Annotated in this window: 13 protein-coding genes; 12 read left to right on the forward strand and 1 reads right to left on the reverse strand. The window is 69.7% G+C overall.

What is annotated here, in order from left to right; genetic code table 11:
* The first annotated feature begins 15 nt into the window (after positions 1–15).
* The 10 genes from ABZX37_RS39390 to ABZX37_RS39435 all read left to right on the forward strand — a co-directional run bounded on the left by ABZX37_RS39390 (position 16) and on the right by ABZX37_RS39435 (position 15,136).
* On the forward strand, positions 16–1,515 hold the full coding sequence (locus ABZX37_RS39390; RefSeq protein ID WP_354748470.1) for an aminotransferase class I/II-fold pyridoxal phosphate-dependent enzyme: 1,500 nt from the start codon (positions 16–18) through the stop codon (positions 1,513–1,515).
* Positions 1,512–2,804: a SidA/IucD/PvdA family monooxygenase gene (locus tag ABZX37_RS39395; protein WP_354748472.1), complete on the forward strand. Its 1,293-nt coding sequence runs from the start codon at positions 1,512–1,514 to the stop codon at positions 2,802–2,804. The genes ABZX37_RS39390 and ABZX37_RS39395 overlap by 4 nt, the downstream gene beginning before the upstream one ends.
* Entirely contained in the window at positions 2,801–4,594 is a 1,794-nt protein-coding gene (locus tag ABZX37_RS39400) for an IucA/IucC family protein (protein ID WP_354748474.1), read from the forward strand. Before ABZX37_RS39395 ends, ABZX37_RS39400 begins: the two co-directional genes overlap by 4 nt.
* On the forward strand, positions 4,591–5,904 hold the full coding sequence (locus ABZX37_RS39405) for a glutamine synthetase (RefSeq protein WP_354748476.1): 1,314 nt from the start codon (positions 4,591–4,593) through the stop codon (positions 5,902–5,904). The genes ABZX37_RS39400 and ABZX37_RS39405 overlap by 4 nt, the downstream gene beginning before the upstream one ends.
* An 84-nt stretch (positions 5,905–5,988) precedes the next feature.
* Positions 5,989–7,401: a Si-specific NAD(P)(+) transhydrogenase gene (sthA, locus tag ABZX37_RS39410; RefSeq protein WP_354748478.1), complete on the forward strand. Its 1,413-nt coding sequence runs from the start codon at positions 5,989–5,991 to the stop codon at positions 7,399–7,401.
* Positions 7,402–7,477: 76 nt separating this feature from the next.
* Entirely contained in the window at positions 7,478–9,412 is a 1,935-nt protein-coding gene (locus tag ABZX37_RS39415; protein ID WP_354748480.1) for an intein-containing Rv2578c family radical SAM protein, read from the forward strand.
* A 647-nt stretch (positions 9,413–10,059) separates the two neighbouring features.
* On the forward strand, positions 10,060–11,856 hold the full coding sequence (gene aspS / locus ABZX37_RS39420; protein WP_354748482.1) for an aspartate--tRNA ligase: 1,797 nt from the start codon (positions 10,060–10,062) through the stop codon (positions 11,854–11,856).
* A gap of 52 nt (positions 11,857–11,908) precedes the next feature.
* Positions 11,909–12,850, forward strand: a complete 942-nt coding sequence (locus ABZX37_RS39425) for a DUF389 domain-containing protein (protein WP_354748484.1) — start codon at positions 11,909–11,911, stop codon at positions 12,848–12,850.
* A 69-nt stretch (positions 12,851–12,919) separates the two neighbouring features.
* Positions 12,920–14,107 carry a phosphotransferase gene (locus ABZX37_RS39430; RefSeq protein ID WP_354748486.1) on the forward strand — a complete coding sequence of 396 codons (1,188 nt, stop codon included), beginning with the start codon at positions 12,920–12,922 and terminating at the stop codon, positions 14,105–14,107.
* 177 nt (positions 14,108–14,284) lie between these two features.
* Positions 14,285–15,136 (forward strand): SGNH/GDSL hydrolase family protein, encoded by an 852-nt coding sequence (locus ABZX37_RS39435; RefSeq protein WP_354748488.1) that lies wholly within the window; start codon positions 14,285–14,287, stop codon positions 15,134–15,136.
* Here ABZX37_RS39435 and ABZX37_RS39440 read toward each other — a convergent pair.
* Positions 15,102–15,857 carry a metallophosphoesterase family protein gene (locus ABZX37_RS39440; protein ID WP_354748490.1) on the reverse strand — a complete coding sequence of 252 codons (756 nt, stop codon included), beginning with the start codon at positions 15,855–15,857 and terminating at the stop codon, positions 15,102–15,104. The genes ABZX37_RS39435 and ABZX37_RS39440 overlap by 35 nt on opposite strands.
* A 78-nt stretch (positions 15,858–15,935) precedes the next feature.
* Between ABZX37_RS39440 and ABZX37_RS39445 the strand changes: the two genes are divergently transcribed.
* Both ABZX37_RS39445 and ABZX37_RS39450 read left to right on the forward strand, forming a co-directional pair.
* Positions 15,936–17,318, forward strand: a complete 1,383-nt coding sequence (locus ABZX37_RS39445; protein WP_354748492.1) for a replication-associated recombination protein A — start codon at positions 15,936–15,938, stop codon at positions 17,316–17,318.
* A 109-nt stretch (positions 17,319–17,427) separates the two neighbouring features.
* Positions 17,428–17,961, forward strand: coding sequence for a cupin (locus ABZX37_RS39450; RefSeq protein ID WP_354748494.1), 534 nt, complete (start codon positions 17,428–17,430; stop codon positions 17,959–17,961).
* Positions 17,962–18,116 lie beyond the last annotated feature (155 nt).

An 18,116-nucleotide genomic window follows, 5' to 3' on the forward strand; every position in this document is an offset into this window, starting at 1 on the left:
AAGAAAGGCGGTTCCATGGCGGATGCGCCCTCAGCGCCGGCGGCCTCCGGGCCCGGGTCCGGCGTCACTTCGGCGGAGTGGCTTGCCGGGGGGTCCGGCGGCGCGGACCGGTTGGCCCGGCTGCTTCCCGCGGCGTTGCGCGGGATGGCGGCGGGCACGGCGGAACGCGGCGGGCCGGTCCCGGCCGGTGGCCCGGCCGCGGTCGCGGCGACGCTCGCCCGCGGGCAGTCCTCCGGGCTCGCGCGGCACGGGGTGGGCGCCGAACAAGCGCTGGAAGAGCTTTCCGCCCTGCTGGCCGCCGGATCCGCCGACCCCGCCGACCCGGCGTGCGCCGCGCACCTGCACTGCCCGCCGCTGGCGGTTTCCGTCGCCGCTGACGTCGTCGCCTCCGCGCTGAACCCGTCCATGGACTCCTGGGACCAGGCCCCGGTCGCCAGCGAGATCGAGCGCGAGTTCACCACCGGCCTCGCCCGGCTCTACTACCCGGACGCCGCCCGCCCGGACGCCGTCGTCACCTCCGGCGGCACCGAATCCAACCTCCTCGGCCTCCTGCTCGCTCGCGAATCCGGTGTCACGCGACCGGTTTGCGGCGCTAATTCGCACCACAGCGTCGCCCGCGCGGCGTGGCTGCTGGGACTGCCCGCGCCGGTTGTGGTGCCGTGCGTGGACGACCGGATGGTCCCGTCCGCGCTGGCCGAGGCGTTGGCACCGCTCGGCGCGCAGGCCGTGGTCGTCGCGACCGCTGGCACCACCAACACCGGGCGGATCGACCCGTTGCCAGAGATTGCCGAGATCTGCCGCCGGACTGGAGCGCGGCTGCACGTCGACGCGGCGTACGGCGGTCTCGCGCTCTGCAGCGAAACCCTTCGCTCCCGCGTCGCAGGTCTGGAGCTGGCCGATTCGGTCGCGCTTGACCTGCACAAATTCGGCTGGCAACCGGTCGCGGCCGGGGTGCTCTGCGCGCGCGGGGAGGCTGATCTGCGGGCGCTTACCGTCCGCGCCGAGTACCTCAACGCCGACGACGACACTGAAGCCGGACTGCCCGATTTGCTCGGTCGCTCGCTGCGCACGTCCCGGCGTCCGGACGCGTTCCGGATGGCGGTCACGCTGCGCGCGCTCGGCACGTCCGGGATCGGCGCGCTCGTGGAACGCTGCTGTGCCAACGCTTCCGGAGTGCACGCGATGGTCGAGGACCATCCGGCGTTGCGGTCGTGGGGTGCGCCTGAACTGTCCACAGTGGTCTTCCGTCCGGTGGTGGCGGACGAGCTGCCGGGGTTGGCCGGGGACGGCTTGGTCGCGCAGGTGCGCCGGACGTTGCTGGAAGACGGCACCGCGGTGATCGGTCGTGGCGCGTTGCCGACTGGTCCGGACGGTGCTTCGCAGCTGTGGCTCAAGCTCACTCTCCTGCATCCGCACACCGAACCGGCCGACTACCGGGCGCTGCTCGACGCGGTGGCCATCGTCGCTGCGGACCCGCGCATGAACGTCTCGCGGGAAAGCCCGGTCGCGTCGTGAGGCGCTACGACGTCGCCGGGGTCGGGATCGGGCCGTTCAACCTGTCGCTGGCCGCGCTGGCGGATCCGCTCGACCAGCTGGAAGCCGTGCTGTTCGACGCGCGCCCCGAGTTCCGCTGGCACCCCGGGCTGCTCCTGGACGGCGCGACGCTGCAGGTGCCGTTCCTCGCCGATCTGGTGACGCTCGTCGACCCGACCAGTCGCCATTCCTTCCTCAACTACCTGCGGGAACGCGGCCGGTTGCTGCCGTTCTACTTCGCCGAGCGGTTCCATCTGCCGCGCGCCGAGTACGACGATTACGCGCGCTGGACGGCGTCCCGGCTGCCGTCGTGCCGGTTCGGGCACGAGGTCACCGGGCTGCGCTGGATCGAGAGCGAAGAGGCGTTCGAGCTGACCGTCTCTGGGGCGGATCCGGTGTTGGCGGCGGCCGTCGTGCTCGGCGTCGGAACGCAGCCGAGCGTGCCAGAACCGTTGCAGCCCTTGGTATCCGCGCCGGATGTCCTTGCTGTGCATTCCGCTGACTACCTCACTCGCCGGTCTGAGTTGATCGCCGCGGATTCGGTGACGGTCGTCGGTTCGGGGCAATCGGGAGCGGAGGTGTTTCTCGATCTGCTGCGTTCGCGGTCCACTATGGACGGTCTGCGCTGGCTCGCGCGCACGACTGCCTTCGCGCCGATGGAGTACTCGAAGCTCGGCCTGGAGCAGTTCACCCCGGACTACACGGCGTACTTCCACGGCCTTCCCGAAGCGGCCCGCGACAAGCTTCTTCCGACACAATGGCAGCTGTACCAAGGGATCGACGCCGAGACAATGGCGGAGATCCACGACGAGCTGTACCGGCGGAGCATCGGCGGCGGCTGGCCGGGCGCGGTGCTGACGCCGGGCGTCGAGGTGGTGTCCGCGACCGTCGGCGACGGGATCGAGCTGGGGCTGCGGCATGCCCAGCAAGGGACGACCGCTGTGCATCGGACGGCCGCCGTGGTAGCTGCCACCGGCTACGCGGAAACACCGACCGGGCCGTTGCTGGAAGGACTCGGCGAAGCGGTCGGCCGTGACGCGCAAGGACGGCTCGTGATCGGTGCCGACTATCGCGTCGAACTCGACGTGCCGGGACCGTTGTTCGTGCAGAACGCGGAACGGCACACGCACGGCCCCGGTGCGCCGGATCTCGGGCTCGGCGCGTGGCGGGCCGCGGCGATTCTCAACGCGGTATGCGGAAAACCGGTGTACGACCTGCCCGAACGGACGGCGTTCACCACGTTCGGCCTCGACCAGACGGAGGACCAGTGACCTTGACCGACGACGCCGCTTGGCGGGCCGCGGGCTCGCTCGTCACGCATAAGATGCTCGGCGAGCTGTCTTACGAAGCGATGCTGGTGCCGGTGCCCGGCGAACCGACGCGGGCCGGGCATCGCAGCTGGCAGCTCGATCTTCCCGACGACGTTTCGTACCGCTTCGAGGCACGCCGAGGCGCGTTCGAATCGTGGACAGTGTTGCCCGGCAGCGCAATCCGGGTCGCTCGCGGTGCGGAAGCCCCGGCGGACGACCCGCGCACGTTGGTCGTCGACGCGCGGGAACGGCTCGGGCTCACCGGCCTCCGGCTCGCTGATGTGCTCGCCGAGCTGACCTCGACGGTCGCCAACGAGGCGACCCGGCTGCTCCGCGCACCGACCGCCGCCGCACTGTCCACGATGGACTACAACCTCGCCGACGGCCACCTCACCGGTCACCCTCGGCTGGTGCTCAACAAGGGTCGCGTCGGCTTCTCCGCCCGCGACCGCGCGCGTTACGCGCCGGAGTCCGGTGCCGACATCCGGTTGCGTTGGTACGCCGTGCATCGCGATCTGGCGCAGTTCCGCAGCGTCGCCGGACTTGACGCGGAAGCCTTGCTGCGCGAGGAGCTGGACGAGTCGACCCGCGCCGAGTTCACCGCCCGCACGGCGCGTCTCGGCGCTCCCGCCGACTACGTCTGGGTGCCGGTGCATCCTTGGCAGGCCGACGAAATCATCGGCACGCTTTACGCGGCCGAGCTGGCGACCGGCCGGATGGCCGAGCTGGGGGAGAGCAGCGACGTCTACCGTCCACATCAGACCGTGCGGACCTTGGCCAACCGTTCGCGGCCCGACCGCCGTGACGTGAAAACCGCTGTGTCCGTACGGAATACGCTCGTCTACCGCGGCCTGAACTCCGCCGCGACGCTCGCCGGGCCGTCGGTCACCGAATGGCTGCGCGGGATCGACGCGGCCGATCCACTCCTGTCCGAGAAGTACCGCTTCGAGCTGCTCGGCGAGGTCGCGAGCGTTTCGGTGCAGCACCCGCTGTTCGGGTTGCTGGAGGAGCTGCCGTACCGGTTCCACGAGACGCTCGGTGCGCTGTGGCGGGAGCCGCTCGTCGCCCGGCTCGACGAGGGGGAGCAGGCGATCTCCTTCGCCGCGCTGCTGTACCGCGATGCCGCCGGCGAGACCGTGCTGACCAGGCTGATCACGCAGTCCGGCGACGGTGCGGAGGTGTGGCTGTCGCGGCTGTTCGACCTGCTGCTCACGCCGTTGCTGCACTGGCTGCTCCAGTACGGCGTCGGATTCTGCCCGCACGGCCAGAATCTCGTGCTGGTGGTGGACGCGGACGGCCGCCCGCTGCGGGTCGCGATCAAGGACTTCGCGCAGGGTGTCGACCTGCTGGACGAGGAACTTCCCTGCTACGCGGACCTTCCCCCGGACGCCGATGCCGACATGCTGCGCTGGCCCGCGCATCTGCTCGCCCAATCGTTGTTCAGCTCGGTTTTCTCCGGCCAGCTGCGGTTCTGGGCGGAGCTGCTGCTGGACGATCTCGGGCTGGTTCGCGGCGACTTCTGGGCGTTGGTGCGCGAAGTAGTAGGCCGCTATCGCGACGAAAACCCCGAGGTAGCCGAGCGATTCGACGCTTGCCGGCTGTTCGCGCCGGACGTCGAGCGGGTCACGCTCAACCGTGAGCATCTCGCCGGACAGGGTTTCGACAAGGTCGAGCGCGACGACGAGTTCGACGTCCGCTGGGGCCGCGTGCCGAACCCGTTGCACGCGCCCGATCCGGACGGTGCCTGGTGAGCCCGTTCGACCGTCCGGTCGGGCCGAGGTCGCTGGCCGTGCGCGCCGAAGCGGGCTCGGCGGCGGCTGAGGTGCTGCGTCGAGTGCTTGCCGAGGACGGCGCTCGGCTGGTGCTGCTGGTGCCCGATCCGCACGCGCGGTTCGCGGCGGTCGAGCTGGCCGCGCCGTTCGCCGCCGAGGTGCTGGACAGCGGATACGGCGTGTGCAGCTACATCTTCGCCTGGACGCCGGAGCGCGAGCCGCTGCCGGAGATCGGCCCGCTGAAGCCGTATCTCGGCGGGTTCGGCGACCTGCGCGTGCGGCTCGACGCGGCGACGGCGTTCCCGCTCGGCGACCAGACGTGGGCGGTGGTCGGGGACGCGGAGTTCCCGTCCGGCGAACCGGCCGGGCTCGCGCCGCGGACGGTGTTGCGGAGGCAGCTGGCGAGGCTGGAGGAGCACGGGCTGGTTCCGTCGATCGGGATCGAGCACGAGGTGGTTTTCCGGGACCTGGAAGGAGGTCCGCTCACCGCGCATGGCGTGGACTACGCTGTCGGCGGCACCGAACGCCTCGCGCCGCTGCTGGCTGATCTGCGTTCCGCGACGGCCGGTCTGGGCGTGGAATCGGCGCGGGCGGAGTGTCATCCGGGGCAGTACGAGGTCGTCCTGCGGCATCGGGACGCGCTCGCGGCCTGCGATGACGCGTTGCTGCTGCAGATGGCGACCCGGCGGGTGGCCGCCGAGCACGGTGCGCAAGCCGACTATCTCGCCGCGCCGGAACGCGGCCAGGGGAATTCCTGTCACGTCCATCTGTCACTGTCCACTTCAGACGGGCCGGTCGGGTTTCCCTTCGCGCTAGGAGCATTTCTGGCCGGAGTGCTCCGGGACGCGCGAGCGTTGTCCGCGGTGTGGGCTCCGACCTGGAACAGCTACGTCCGGCTCCGGACCGCTCCGTTCTCGCCGCGCGAACTGCGCTGGGGACCGGATGACCGGACAGCGTCGATCCGGCTGTGCGGGACGTCGTCCGCGCCGCGGCTGGAGTTCCGCTTCGCGGGTGCGGACGCCCAGCCACACCTCGTCGTCGCCGCGCTGATCGCCGCGGGTACGGCTGGTCTGGCCGAACAGCTGTCGCCGCCTGATGCGGGTGTCCTGAGCGGACAGCTGGCGTCGTCGCCGTGGGAGGCGTTGGCGCTGCTGGGGGAGGGGCGGGTCGCCGCGTTGCTGGGGGAGGACGTCGCCGCGCAACAGGCCGCCTTGCTGCGCGAGGAACTCGACGCCGCGCTCGGGTCTGTCGCCGATCTGCACCGCCGCCGGGGCGCCTTGCGGTCCTGACCAGCCGAATTGTTGCTGACGAGCCGGTGACGACCCGGTCGTGAGGACTTGCGCGGACCGCCGCGAGTGCGCAGGCTCGGGGCCGTGAGCGAATACGAGTACGACCTCATCGTCATCGGCTCGGGCCCGGGAGGGCAGAAAGCCGCCATCGCGGCGGCGAAACTGGGGAAGAAAGTCGCCGTCGTCGACCGGCACGACATGGTCGGCGGCGTGTGCGTCAACACGGGCACCATCCCGTCCAAGACGCTGCGCGAAGCCGTGCTGTACCTGACCGGGATGAACCAGCGCGAGCTGTACGGCGCGAGCTACCGGGTGAAACAGGACATCACCATCGCGGACCTGATGGCGCGCACGCAGCACGTCATCGGGCGGGAGGTCCAGGTGGTGCGCGCGCAGCTGCTGCGCAACCACGTCGATCTCATCGGCGGCATCGGCTCGTTCGCCGATCCGCACACCGTCCTGGTCGACGGCAAGCACCGCGGCGACCGGCGCACGATCACCGGCGACTACGTCGTCATCGCGACCGGCACCCGTCCCGCGCGCCCGGACCACGTCGACTTCGACGCCGCGCGCGTGCTCGACTCGGACGAGATCCTGGCGATGGAGACGATCCCGTCGTCGCTGGTCGTGGTGGGCGCCGGGGTGATCGGGATCGAGTACGCGTCGATGTTCGCCGCGCTCGGCTCGCGGGTGACCGTGGTCGAGCAGCGCGACCAGATGCTCGACTTCTGCGATCCGGAGATCGTGGAATCGCTGAAGTTCCAGCTGCGCGACCTGGGTGTCACGTTCCGGTTCGGGGAGAAGGTCGCGAACGTCGCGGTCTCCGCCGACGCGACGGTGACGACGCTGGTCAGCGGCAAGCGGATCCCGGCGGACGCGGTGATGTACTCGGCCGGCCGGCAGGGCATGACCGGCGCGCTGACGCTGGAGAACGCGGGCCTCAGCGCGGACAAGCGCGGCAGGCTGGAGGTCGACGAGCACTACCGGACGTCGGTCGAGCACGTGTACGCGGTCGGCGACGTGATCGGATTCCCGGCTTTGGCGGCGACCTCGATGGATCAGGGTCGTCTTGCCGCCTACCACGCGTTCGGCGAACCGGCGAACGACATCGGCGCGTTGCAGCCGATCGGGATCTACACGATCCCGGAGATCTCGTACGTGGGTGCGACCGAGGCACAGCTGACGTCGTCCTCGGTGCCGTACGAGGTCGGTATCGCGCGCTACCGGGAGCTCGCTCGCGGCCAGATTTCCGGGGACAGCTACGGGATGTTGAAGCTGCTCGTGTCGACTGCGGACCGGAAGTTGCTGGGAGTGCACGTATTCGGCACCGGCGCGACTGATCTCGTGCACATCGGACAGGCGGTGATGGGCTGCGGCGGGACGGTGGATTACCTGGTGGACGCGGTGTTCAACTACCCGACGCTGTCCGAGGCGTACAAGGTGGCGGCGCTCGACGCGACGAACAAGATCCGTGCCTTGGAGCGGTTCTCCGGCTGAGCTTCCGCCTCGCTCGTTCGAGGGGTGTTCGAACATATGTTTGACACGGCTTTAGAACATGTGTTCGACTGTTGGGGTGCGTTGGGAACAGTTGCGAGCGGGGAAGGAGGAGCCGGCGCTCCCCGGTCTCGGTGCCTTCGGGGATGTGGTGCGCTCGGTGCGGGCGCCGGAGTTCGGCGGCGTCACCTTTCACGAGGTGCGCGCCCGGTCCGTGCTGAACCGGGTGCCCGAGTCGTCCGCCGTGCCGTTCCGGTGGTCGGTCAATCCGTATCGCGGGTGTTCGCACGCGTGCACGTACTGCCTCGAAGGCGACACGCCGGTCCTGATGGCCGACGGCCGCTCGAAGCCGATCGCCGACCTGCGCGTGGGCGACCGGATCATGGGCACGCGCGGGCACGGCGTCGCGCGCAGGCTCGTGCCCACCGAGGTGCTCGCGCACTGGACCACAGTGCGCCCGGCGTACCGCGTCACGCTCGACGACGGCACGCGGATCGTCGCCGGACCGGACCACCGGTTCCTCAGCGCGCGCGGCTGGAAGTACGTCACCGGCAGCAAACTCGGCACCGCGCAACGGCCGCACCTGGAACCCGGCACGGAACTGGTCGGCGCCGGCCGGTTCGCCCGCACGCTGGACGACACACTCGGCTACCGCGCCGGTTACCTGTGCGGAATGCTCCGCTCAGGCGGTTTCGCGGCGGAATCGGACGCCGCCACGCGAGCGCTGGCGTACCTGCCCGATTTCGGCTCGTCAGTGGGCTTCATGCGAATCCCGCGAGAGCCGGACGCCCACTGGGCGCGCGGATTCCTGGCCGGACTGTTCGACCTCGCGGGCGGCTACCGGCGCGGCACGCTTTCCATCGCGCACGACGAGAACGAAGTCGTGGACATGCTGTTCGCCGCGCTGGACCGTTTTTCGTTCAGCTACGACACCGTCGGCCACCGTCAGCATCCCGGCCGCCGCCAAGCGCGGCTCACCGGCGGCACCGGCGAGGTGCTGCGCTTCCTGCACCTGGTCGACCCAGCGGTCGAATGGAAACGCTCCCTGGACGGCACCGTCATCGGCGGCGTCCGGCGCACGGTCACGAGCGTCTCGCCGCTGGGGCTGGAGCTGCCGCTGTTCGACATCACCACGGGCACCAGCGATTTCATCGCAGACGGGATGGTGTCGCACAACTGCTTCGCCCGGAACACCCACACCTACCTGGACTTCGACGCCGGCCGGGATTTCGATACGCAAGTGGTGGTCAAGATCAACGCCCCGGAAGTGCTGACCGCGCAGCTGAAACGCCCGAGCTGGCAACGAGAACCGGTCGCGATGGGCACGAACACCGACCCGTACCAACGCGTCGAAGGCCGCTATCGGTTGATGCCCGGGATCATCCGCGCACTCGCCGACTCCGGCACGCCGCTGTCGATCCTCACCAAGGGCACCATGCTGAGCCGAGACCTGCCTCTGCTGGAGTCGGTGAGCAAGGACGTCCCAGTCCACCTGGCAGTGTCACTAGCCCTGCTGGACGGCGACCTGCAACGTCGTCTGGAACCCGGCACCCCGACCCCGCGCGCCCGCCTGGACCTAATCCGCATGGCTGCGGCGGCCGGGCTGCCGTGCTCAGTAATGGTCGCGCCGGTGCTGCCGTACCTGACGGATTCGGCCGAGGCGCTAGACCCGCTTTTCGCCCAACTAGCCGAGGCTGGGGCGACCAGAGTGACGGTGCTGCCGCTGCACCTGCGACCAGGCACCCGGGAGTGGTTCGCGGAGTGGCTGAAACGGGAGTACCCCGAGCTGGCCCCGCGATACCGCCGCCTGTACGCCCGAGGAAGCTACGCCGACCGCGGCTACCGGGAACGCCTGGCGACGGTGGTCGGCCCCTTGCTGCGGCGGCATGGGTTGGATCCGCGGGCACCTCGGGCGCATTCGGAGACCCGGACGGAAGCGGCTCCGGCGGAGGAGACAGAGACTGCGGTGCCGGAACAGCGAGCGGGGGAGGCTGAGCAGTTGCGGCTCTTGTGACTTGCTGGACTGGCGGCTCGAGTCTGCCCAGCCTGGGCCGATCGAGGCAGTGCGGACTGCGCCGGAAGCCGGAAGCCGGGCGACCGCCGTTCGGGGCGACCGCGGCTTGGGGCGGCGAGTCCGCCCGCGGCACGAGGCGGACGGCGATCCCGGGACGCGGGCAACTCGGATTCCGCATTGCGATCCATGCGGCGAGGCGGGCCGACCGAACCTGCCACCGACCCAGCTCCGGGGCGTTCGCACCGCCCTTGAACCAGCCGCCGCGCCTGCCCCGCGGCCCGAGCTAACTCGCGTCACCACTCGCACCCGCCCACCACTTCGGCCCGACTTCTGCCGCTCGCCCGAGCCACTTCGCCTGCCGGGTCTGCCGCTTGAATCGGCCGCTGTCCCAGCCGTGCGGTCCGAGCCAGCCCACGTCGCCACGCGCCACTCGAGCCCCGCCACACCCACCAGCCCGAGCCCGCCGACCACCCGCCCCGCCGCCCCTCGCCACCCCAACCCCACCCGCCCCACCACCCCGACCCAAACCTGCCCGCGCCCCCCAGCACCGGGTTCGTTAGCCTCTGTATCCGGCGAAATGCGTGCTCGGCCAAACAACCGAACACGCCGCCGCACCCGAACTCGTGGACCTAGGGAGAGCAGTCGCAGTGCTCCGCACTCATCAAGCCGGCACTCTGCGTGCCGGGCAGGCCGGTCAGACCGTCACCCTCACCGGCTGGGTGGCGCGGCGGCGCGATCACGGCGGAGTCATCTTCATCGATCTCCGGGACGCCAGCGGCGTCGCGCAGGTGGTGTTCCGCGAGGGCGAGATGGCCGAGCGCGCGCACGCGCTGCGCTCCGAGTTCTGCGTGAAGGTCGTCGGCGAGGTGTCGCGGCGGCCCGAGGGGAACGCGAACCCCGACATTCCGACCGGCGACATCGAGGTGCTCGCCACCGAGCTCGTCGTGCTGTCCGAGGCCGCTCCGCTGCCGTTCCCGATCGACGACCGGGTCGACGTCGGCGAGGAGGTCCGGCTCAAGTACCGCTACCTCGACCTGCGCCGCAGCGGTCCGGCGGCCGCCATCCGGCTGCGCAGCGAGGTCAGCCGCGTCGCGCGCGAGGTGCTGCACGGGCAGGACTTCGTCGAGATCGAGACGCCGACGATGACCCGCTCCACCCCGGAAGGCGCCCGCGACTTCCTCGTGCCCGCGCGCCTCAAGCCCGGCTCCTGGTACGCGCTCCCGCAGTCGCCGCAGCTGTTCAAGCAGCTGCTCATGGTCGGCGGCATGGAACGCTACTTCCAGATCGCCCGCTGCTACCGCGACGAGGACTTCCGCGCCGACCGGCAGCCCGAGTTCACCCAGCTCGACATCGAGATGAGCTTCGTCGAGCAGGACGACGTCATCGCGGTCGGCGAGGCCATCGTGAAGTCGCTCTGGAAGCTGATCGGCCACGAGATCGCCACCCCGATCCCGCGGATCACCTACCGCGAGTCGATGGCCAAGTACGGCTCCGACAAGCCGGACTTGCGCTTCGACCTCGAGATCACCGAACTCACCGATTTCTTCTCCGACACGCCGTTCCGCGTGTTCCAGGCCCCCTACGTGGGCGCGGTCGTCATGGCGGGCGGGGCCTCGCAGCCGCGCCGTCAGCTCGACGCCTGGCAGGAGTGGGCGAAGCAGCGCGGCGCGAAGGGCCTGGCGTACGTCCTGGTCAACGAGGACGGCACGCTCGGCGGCCCGGTCGCCAAGAACCTCTCCGAGACCGAGCGCGCGAACGTCGCGGAAGCCGCCGGCGCGAAGCCCGGCGACTGCGTCTTCTTCGCCGCGGGCAAGATTTCCGCCGCGCAGCCGCTGCTCGGCGCCGCGCGCGACGAGATCGGCCGCAAGCTCGGCCTGATCGACGAGGACGCCTGGTCCTTCGTGTGGGTCGTGGACGCTCCGCTGTTCGCGCCGGTCGAGGACATCGGCGACGACGTCGCGGTCGGCTCCGGCAAGTGGACCGCCGTGCACCACGCGTTCACCTCGCCGACCCCGGAGTGGATCGACAAGTTCGAGCAGGACCCGGGCAACGCGCTTGCCTACGCCTACGACCTCGTCTGCAACGGCAACGAGATCGGCGGCGGCTCGATCCGTATCCACCGCGAGGACGTCCAGAAGCGCGTGTTCGCGCTGATGGGCCTCGGCGAGGAGGAAGCGCAGGAGAAGTTCGGCTTCCTGCTCGAGGCGTTCCAGTTCGGCGCGCCCCCGCACGGCGGCATCGCGTTCGGCTGGGACCGCATCGTGATGCTGCTGGCCAAGGCCGACTCGCTGCGCGACGTGATCGCGTTCCCGAAGACCGGCGGCGGCTACGACCCGCTCACCGCGGCGCCCGCGCCGATCACCGCGCAGCAGCGCAAGGAAGCCGGGATCGACGCGAAACCGGTTGTCCCGCAGAGCAAATCGGCTGCCGCACAGGAGAAGTAGTGGCCACGGACAGCGTGTCCGTTGAAGGTGGCTGCCGGGGCGGGGTGAGCTAGTGCTGCACCTCAGGGCGATCTGCCCGCCGGAGCGCACTGACGAGACGCTGAAGCTGCTGCACACCCACCCGGGCGCGGCGCACCTGATCGTGCACCGCGGGGCGTCCGTCTCGCCCGAGGGCGACCTCATCGAGGCGGACATCGCGCGGGAAGCGGCCGACGACATCGTCGACGCACTGTGCGCGCTCGGTCTCGACCGCAGCGGCGGCATCACCATGGAATCGCTGGACACGGCGCTTTCGGATGCCGCCGACGCGGCCGAGGAAGCCGCTCCCGGCGAAGGCGCGGACGCGGTCGTGTGGCAGGAGCTGCTCGGCCGCACCGGCGAGGAATCGCGGTGGAACGCCACGTTCCAGGCGTTCCTCGCCATCGCGTGCCTGCTCGCCGCGGTCGGCGTGCTCACTGACTCGTCGGTCACGATCGTCGGCGCGATGGTGGTCGGGCCCGAGTTCGGCCCGCTCGCCGCGATCGCGGTCGGCGTGGTGCTGAGCCGCTGGGACCTGGTGCGCCGGGCCGGGGTCGCGCTGGCGGTCGGATTCCCGGTCTCCATGGCGATCACGCTGCTCGGCGTCCTGCTCGGCAGCACGGCCGGGCTCTTCGACCCGCACGCGATCGTCAACAACCACCAGGTCGATTTCGTGTACCAGGTCGGGCCCGCGTCGTTCGTGGTGGCATTGCTCGCCGGGGCGGCCGGAATGCTCGCGATGACGTCGGCGAAATCGGCCGCGCTGGTCGGCGTGTTCATTTCGGTGACGACCGTTCCCGCGGCCGGTTACGCGATGGTCGCGGCCGTCGCGGGGCGGTGGGACCGGGCCGGTTTTTCGGTGCTGCAGCTGCTGGTCAACCTCTTCGGAATCGTTCTTGCTGCGGCCATTGTGCTGATAGTTCGCCGACGCAAGCAACGTTCCGAGGCATTGCTGCGTCCGCTTTCCCGTGGGTGAATCCGGGCGCGTCCCGGCGCCCGGAACGTTGTGGTCATGGTTGCTCAGTCACGAGTAGGGTCGGTGACAATGACAGTCGACACCTCCTCCGCCGGCGACGCCGGAGTCCGGGCGGAAGCCGGGGAACTCGCCGTCGCCGCGGCCGTCGCGGCGGGCGAGGCGGTGCTCACGCGCCGGTTCGGGAGTGCGATCACGCTGGTTTCGCCGGAGCACCTCTCCGGGAGCGGACCGGCGACAGTCGTCCGGGCGCGAGTCGTGTCTTCCTCGTTCGCGTTGCCGCGGACGCTGGTGGTCAAGCACTATCCGGATCCGCCGGAGTCCGGGCGGGTCGATCCGTTCGCTCAGGAGGCGGTGAGCTACCAGCTGTTCACCGCGCTGGCTCCGGACGAGCGGATGTGTCCTGAGCTGCTGGCCCACGACGGCGGGCATCGGGTGCTGGTGATCGAGGACCTGGGGCGGGCGCCTACCCTGCAGGACAAGCTGGCTGCTCGGGACTCTCGTGCGGCTGAGCGGGCTTTGCTGTCTTGGGCTCGGTCGTTGGGGCGTTTGCACGCCAGCACTGCCAGTCGCGAGGCTGATTTCAATGCTTTGCTGCGGCGGCTGGGCGGGCCGGTGCGGACCGACAACGACGGGCTGTCGGGGCTGGTTGACGACGTCGAAGAGCTGCTGTCCGAGTTGCTCGATGTGCCCGTTCCTGAGGCGGTGCGCGAGCGCCTTGCCGAGGCTGTCGCTCAGGCTCGGTCGGCGGCCTTTCGGGCGTTTAGTCCTGTTGAGCTTGCTCCGGAGAACAACCTGGTCACGGGGTCCGGGGTGCGCTTCTTGGACTTCGAGCGGGGGCGGGTTCGCACTGCGCTGGTGGATGCGTCTTGTCTGCGGCTGCCGTTCGTGTCCGATCCTCGTGCGATGGCCCTGCCCGCGGGGATGAGCGAGGCGATGATCGCTGCTTGGCGGGCTGAGATCGTCGATGTGTGGCCGTCGTTCGCTGATGACGTTGAGTTGGCTCGGCAGTTGACTGTCAGCGAGATGTTGCAGGTTTGGCAGGCTGCTCGGGATTTGCTTCCCCATCTTGACTTGAGCAGGCATGCCACACCGGTCAGCCGGGAGGCGGCGCTGGTCACGTGGTGGCGTGAGTTGGCTCGGCATGCGGGGTATTCGCGGTTGACTGAGGTTGCTGAGCACTCCACTCGGGTTGCAGCCGCGTTGGGTGCTCGGTTGGGGCCGCATGCTGATCTGGCGTTTTATCCGGCTTTTCGCTGAGTTCCTGTCCTAGGCGGGGCGGTCGTCGCCTGGCGGCGACAGTTGGCGGCGCGCGACTGCTGTCGGCGAAGGCTCAAATGCCCTAAATCAGACCTCGTCCTCGTCAGGTACCGGAAGTTCCCACCTCCGTCCATACCGCGTTACCTTCCCATCACCAGCGGTGAGTTTCGATACCGGATGGTCTTGGTCGTGACCGTGATCAGCGTCGGAGTCACCCCAGCCGCAGCCCGAGAACCTGTCCCGGAACGAGCCCCGTCCCTCCGCCAAGCCGAACGTCTGGTGATCCTCGGCGACTCGACCGCCGTGGGGCTGGGCGATCCGCTTCCCCGTCGCGGTGGTTGGCGTGGAGTGGGGCCCTTGGTCGCGCAGGCCCTGGGCGTCGACGAAACCGGCTACCTGAATCCGTCTTTTACTGGCGCGAGGATGGCCTGCGTGCGCACCGACCAGCTTCCGCTGGCGCTTGCTCACAAGCCGGACGTAGCGCTGGTCGTCGTGGGCATGAATGACACCCTCCGGCCAGACTTCAACCCGGACGACATCGCGGCTGACCTCACCGCGATCGTCCGTGAGTTCACGGCGGTCGGAACTACCGTCTTGCCAGTACGTTTTCATGACCACAGCAAGGTCTTTCGGCTTCCGCCCTCGCTCAAGCGGGCTTTGAGCGCCCGCGTGGCGGAACTGAACGAGGCGATCGACCGCGTGGTGGAAACAGAAGGCATAGCTTGCCTGGACCTGGACGCCCTGCCCGGTGCTTACGACCTCACCGTGTGGAGCGTTGACCGGCTGCATCCGTCCGAACTGGGGCACCGCTTGCTCGCCCAGGGCTTCACGGACCTCGCCGCAGCGGCGGGTTACGCGATCCCGGAGCCGGTGAGTCTCACTTGCTCCGGGGGAGTGGAGCCAAGCGCTGCCGGGCACTTTGGCTGGCTCGTCGCGAAGGGGGTGCCGTGGCTGTGGCGACGTGGACGCGAGTTTCTGCCTTATGCCGCCGTCATTATGTGGCGCTCGTTCCGTGAGCGCGTGGGCTGAATACCCGCAAGGCCTCGGCATCTGACGCCGGATTCCGTACGAAGTAGTCGTTCCAGTCCTGAATTCCGGGAAACTCCGACGTTTCAGTCAGCTCTCGGCACACGGCCTCCGCGTCATACGCCGTGCGCCGCAGTTCGACGCCGGGGCCGAGTCGAGCCCAGTGTGCACCTGTTGTGCCGTAAGGCATTCCGACGCTGCCCGGGTTCACGATCCGGCAGCGGTCGGCCAGCCGCAAGAACGGCATGTGGGTGTGGCCGCATACGACCGTTTCCGCTGTGACGCCGTCCAGGACTTCGGCCCAGCGCGACAGCGGACTGTCTACGAGCGCGACCTCTTCGTCGTCGCGTGGAGTGGCATGGCAGAACAGGACTTCGCCGAGTCCGTCGATTTCCAGGGTGACAGTCAACGGCAATCCGGCTAGCAGCGCCACCTGGTCCGGCCGCAGCTGGGTCGCGGCCCATGGGCCGATCGGGTCCGGGATCTTGGTGGGGCCGCCGGACGCGAGCGTGACGAGTTCGCGGTCCGCGTTGCCGCGCACCCACACCGCGCGCTCGCCGAGCGAGACCAGCCGGTCCAGGGTCTGCCGGGGCAGTGGGCCCGCGGCCAGGTCGCCGCAGAGGACGACGAGATCGGCGGCTTGGACGTCGGGTTCGGCGAGGACCGCGTCGAGGGCGGGCAGCACGCCGTGGATATCGGACAACACCGCGACCGAGGAGACCATCGCCCCAGTCTGCCCCTCCGGCGGCGCTGCGGGGCCGGGCGAGCGGGATTGTCGGGGTGGTCGGTTACCGTCGTCAGCGTGGCACAGGACGAACTCTTCACGGTGAACCCCGACGCGGGGCCGCCGCCGGAACCCACCGGAGCGAACCCGGTCGAACCGCAGGCCGACCCGGCGACGTCGCCGCTCGCGGTCCGGATGCGGCCGCGCACGCTCGACGAGGTGGTCGGCCAGCAGCACCTGCTGCGGGAAGGGGCTCCGCTGCGCCGGCTGGTCGAGGGGGCCGCCCCGGCGTCCGTGCTGCTCTACGGCCCGCCCGGCACCGGCAAGACCACGCTGGCGAACCTGGTGTCGATCGCCACCGGCCGCCGGTTCGTCGCGATGTCCGCGCTGTCGGCGGGCGTCAAGGAGGTGCGCGGCGTCATCGAGGAGGCTCGGCGGCGCCGGCAGTACAACACCGAGAACACCGTCCTGTTCATCGACGAGGTGCACCGGTTCTCCAAGACCCAGCAGGACGCGCTGCTCGGCGCGGTCGAGGACCGGACCGTGCTGCTGGTGGCGGCGACCACGGAAAACCCGTCGTTCTCGGTGGTGTCGCCGCTGCTGTCGCGGTCGTTGGTGCTGCAGCTGCGGCCGCTCACTGACGACGACATCGTCGCTGTGCTGGAGCGCGCGTTGACCGACGAGCGCGGGCTCGGCGGGGAACTTACGCTCACTGACGAAGCCCGGGCGCATCTCGTGCGGCTTGCTGGCGGGGACGCGCGGCGTGCGCTGACCGCGCTGGAGGCGGCCGCGGATGCCGCGTCTGCCACGGAGAACAAGACGATCGACCTGGCCGTCGTTGAGTCCACTGTGGACAAGGCCGCTGTTCGTTATGACCGGGACGGCGATCAGCACTACGACGTGATCAGCGCGTTCATCAAGTCGATTCGCGGGTCGGATGTCGACGCGGCGTTGCACTACCTGGCGCGGATGATCGAGGCGGGGGAGGATCCGCGGTTCCTGGCGCGACGGTTGGTGGTGCACGCGAGCGAGGATGTCGGGCTTGCCGATCCGACCGCGTTGCAGGCGGCGGTGGCGGCGGCGCACGCGGTGCAGTTCATCGGGATGCCGGAGGGGCGGCTCGCGTTGGCGCAGGCGACGATCCATCTGGCTACCGCGCCCAAGTCGAATGCTGTGGTCACGGCGATTGACACCGCGTTGAGTGACGTTCGCAAGGGGGCGATCGGGACTGTGCCGCCGCATCTGCGGGACGGGCACTACGCGGGGGCCAAGCAACTGGGCAACGCGCAGGGGTACCGGTATCCGCACAACGTGCCGGAGGGGGTGCTGGCGCAGCAGTATCCGCCGGATGAGCTGGTGGGGCGGGATTATTACGAGCCCACGCAGCGGGGCGGGGAGCGGACGCTGGCGGAGCGGGTGCCTCGGTTGCGGCGGACTATCCGGGGGGAGCGGCAAGCCTGAGCGGTCTTGTGGGCTGAGTGAGGGGCGCCACTTTCTGCTCGGCGGTGCTGTGGGCGGGAACATTCGGCTGTGTCGTCGGTTGCTTCTCTTCAAGGAGAGGGGAGCGGCGATGACGCTGTTGACCGTGTGGCCTGACGATCAGCCTGGGCATGTGCTCCTGCGGACTGAGGACACGGGGGCGATCGTCGCTGAGCTGGGGCGGGTGGGGGCTGGGTTTGCCCGGTTCCCCGTTGGTGAAGTCGGCTCCGAGGGCGACTTGTCGGCTCGGTACCGGGGGTTGGTCGAGTCTCGGGTCGGCGGGAGTTGCTCGGTTGGCGTTGTGACTGGGGAGCCGGGGCTTGTCGAGCGTCTCGGGGACGGCGCCGAGGATCGGTTTTTCGTTCGGGGGGCCGCGGTTTGGTATCTGCATGCGGGGCGTGAGGTGCATGCGGTGCTGTGCGAGGCCGGGGATGTGTTGACGGTTCCGGCTGGGGTTCGGCATTGGCATGACGGCGGGCCGGGTTTGGTGACTGTTCGGGTTCGGCGTCCTGGCGGGGCTGAGGCTCGACGGAGCGGGGTTGTGCGGGCGTTGGCGCCTGGGGAGTTTCCCGGGTTTGAGGAGCTGGTTGCTGAGCGGGTGGGCGGCTCGGTGTTGAGTGGGTGATTTGGCTCGTCGTCTGGTGGCGACATCGGCCCTGGCGTGCGTGGGGCACCCCGAAGCGTGATTGTGCTGACGGTCTGGGGTTGCTTGTCAAGGCGGGAAAGATGCCTTGACAAGCAACCCCAGACCGCAGGGACGCTTCGTATCGGGGTGCGGGG

This window comes from Amycolatopsis sp. NPDC004079 (assembly GCF_040610415.1).
GTDB classification, from domain to species: domain Bacteria; phylum Actinomycetota; class Actinomycetes; order Mycobacteriales; family Pseudonocardiaceae; genus Amycolatopsis; species Amycolatopsis halotolerans.

Coding starts and splice junctions, on each gene's coding strand:
- ABZX37_RS39390 (WP_354748470.1), top strand. CDS start 16: ATGGCGGATGCGCCCTCAGCGCCGGCGGCCTCCGGGCCCGGGTCCGGC.
- ABZX37_RS39430 (WP_354748486.1), top strand. CDS start 12,920: ATGACAGTCGACACCTCCTCCGCCGGCGACGCCGGAGTCCGGGCGGAA.
- ABZX37_RS39435 (WP_354748488.1), top strand. CDS start 14,285: ATGGTCTTGGTCGTGACCGTGATCAGCGTCGGAGTCACCCCAGCCGCA.
- ABZX37_RS39440 (WP_354748490.1), bottom strand. CDS start 15,857: ATGGTCTCCTCGGTCGCGGTGTTGTCCGATATCCACGGCGTGCTGCCC.
- ABZX37_RS39450 (WP_354748494.1), top strand. CDS start 17,428: ATGACGCTGTTGACCGTGTGGCCTGACGATCAGCCTGGGCATGTGCTC.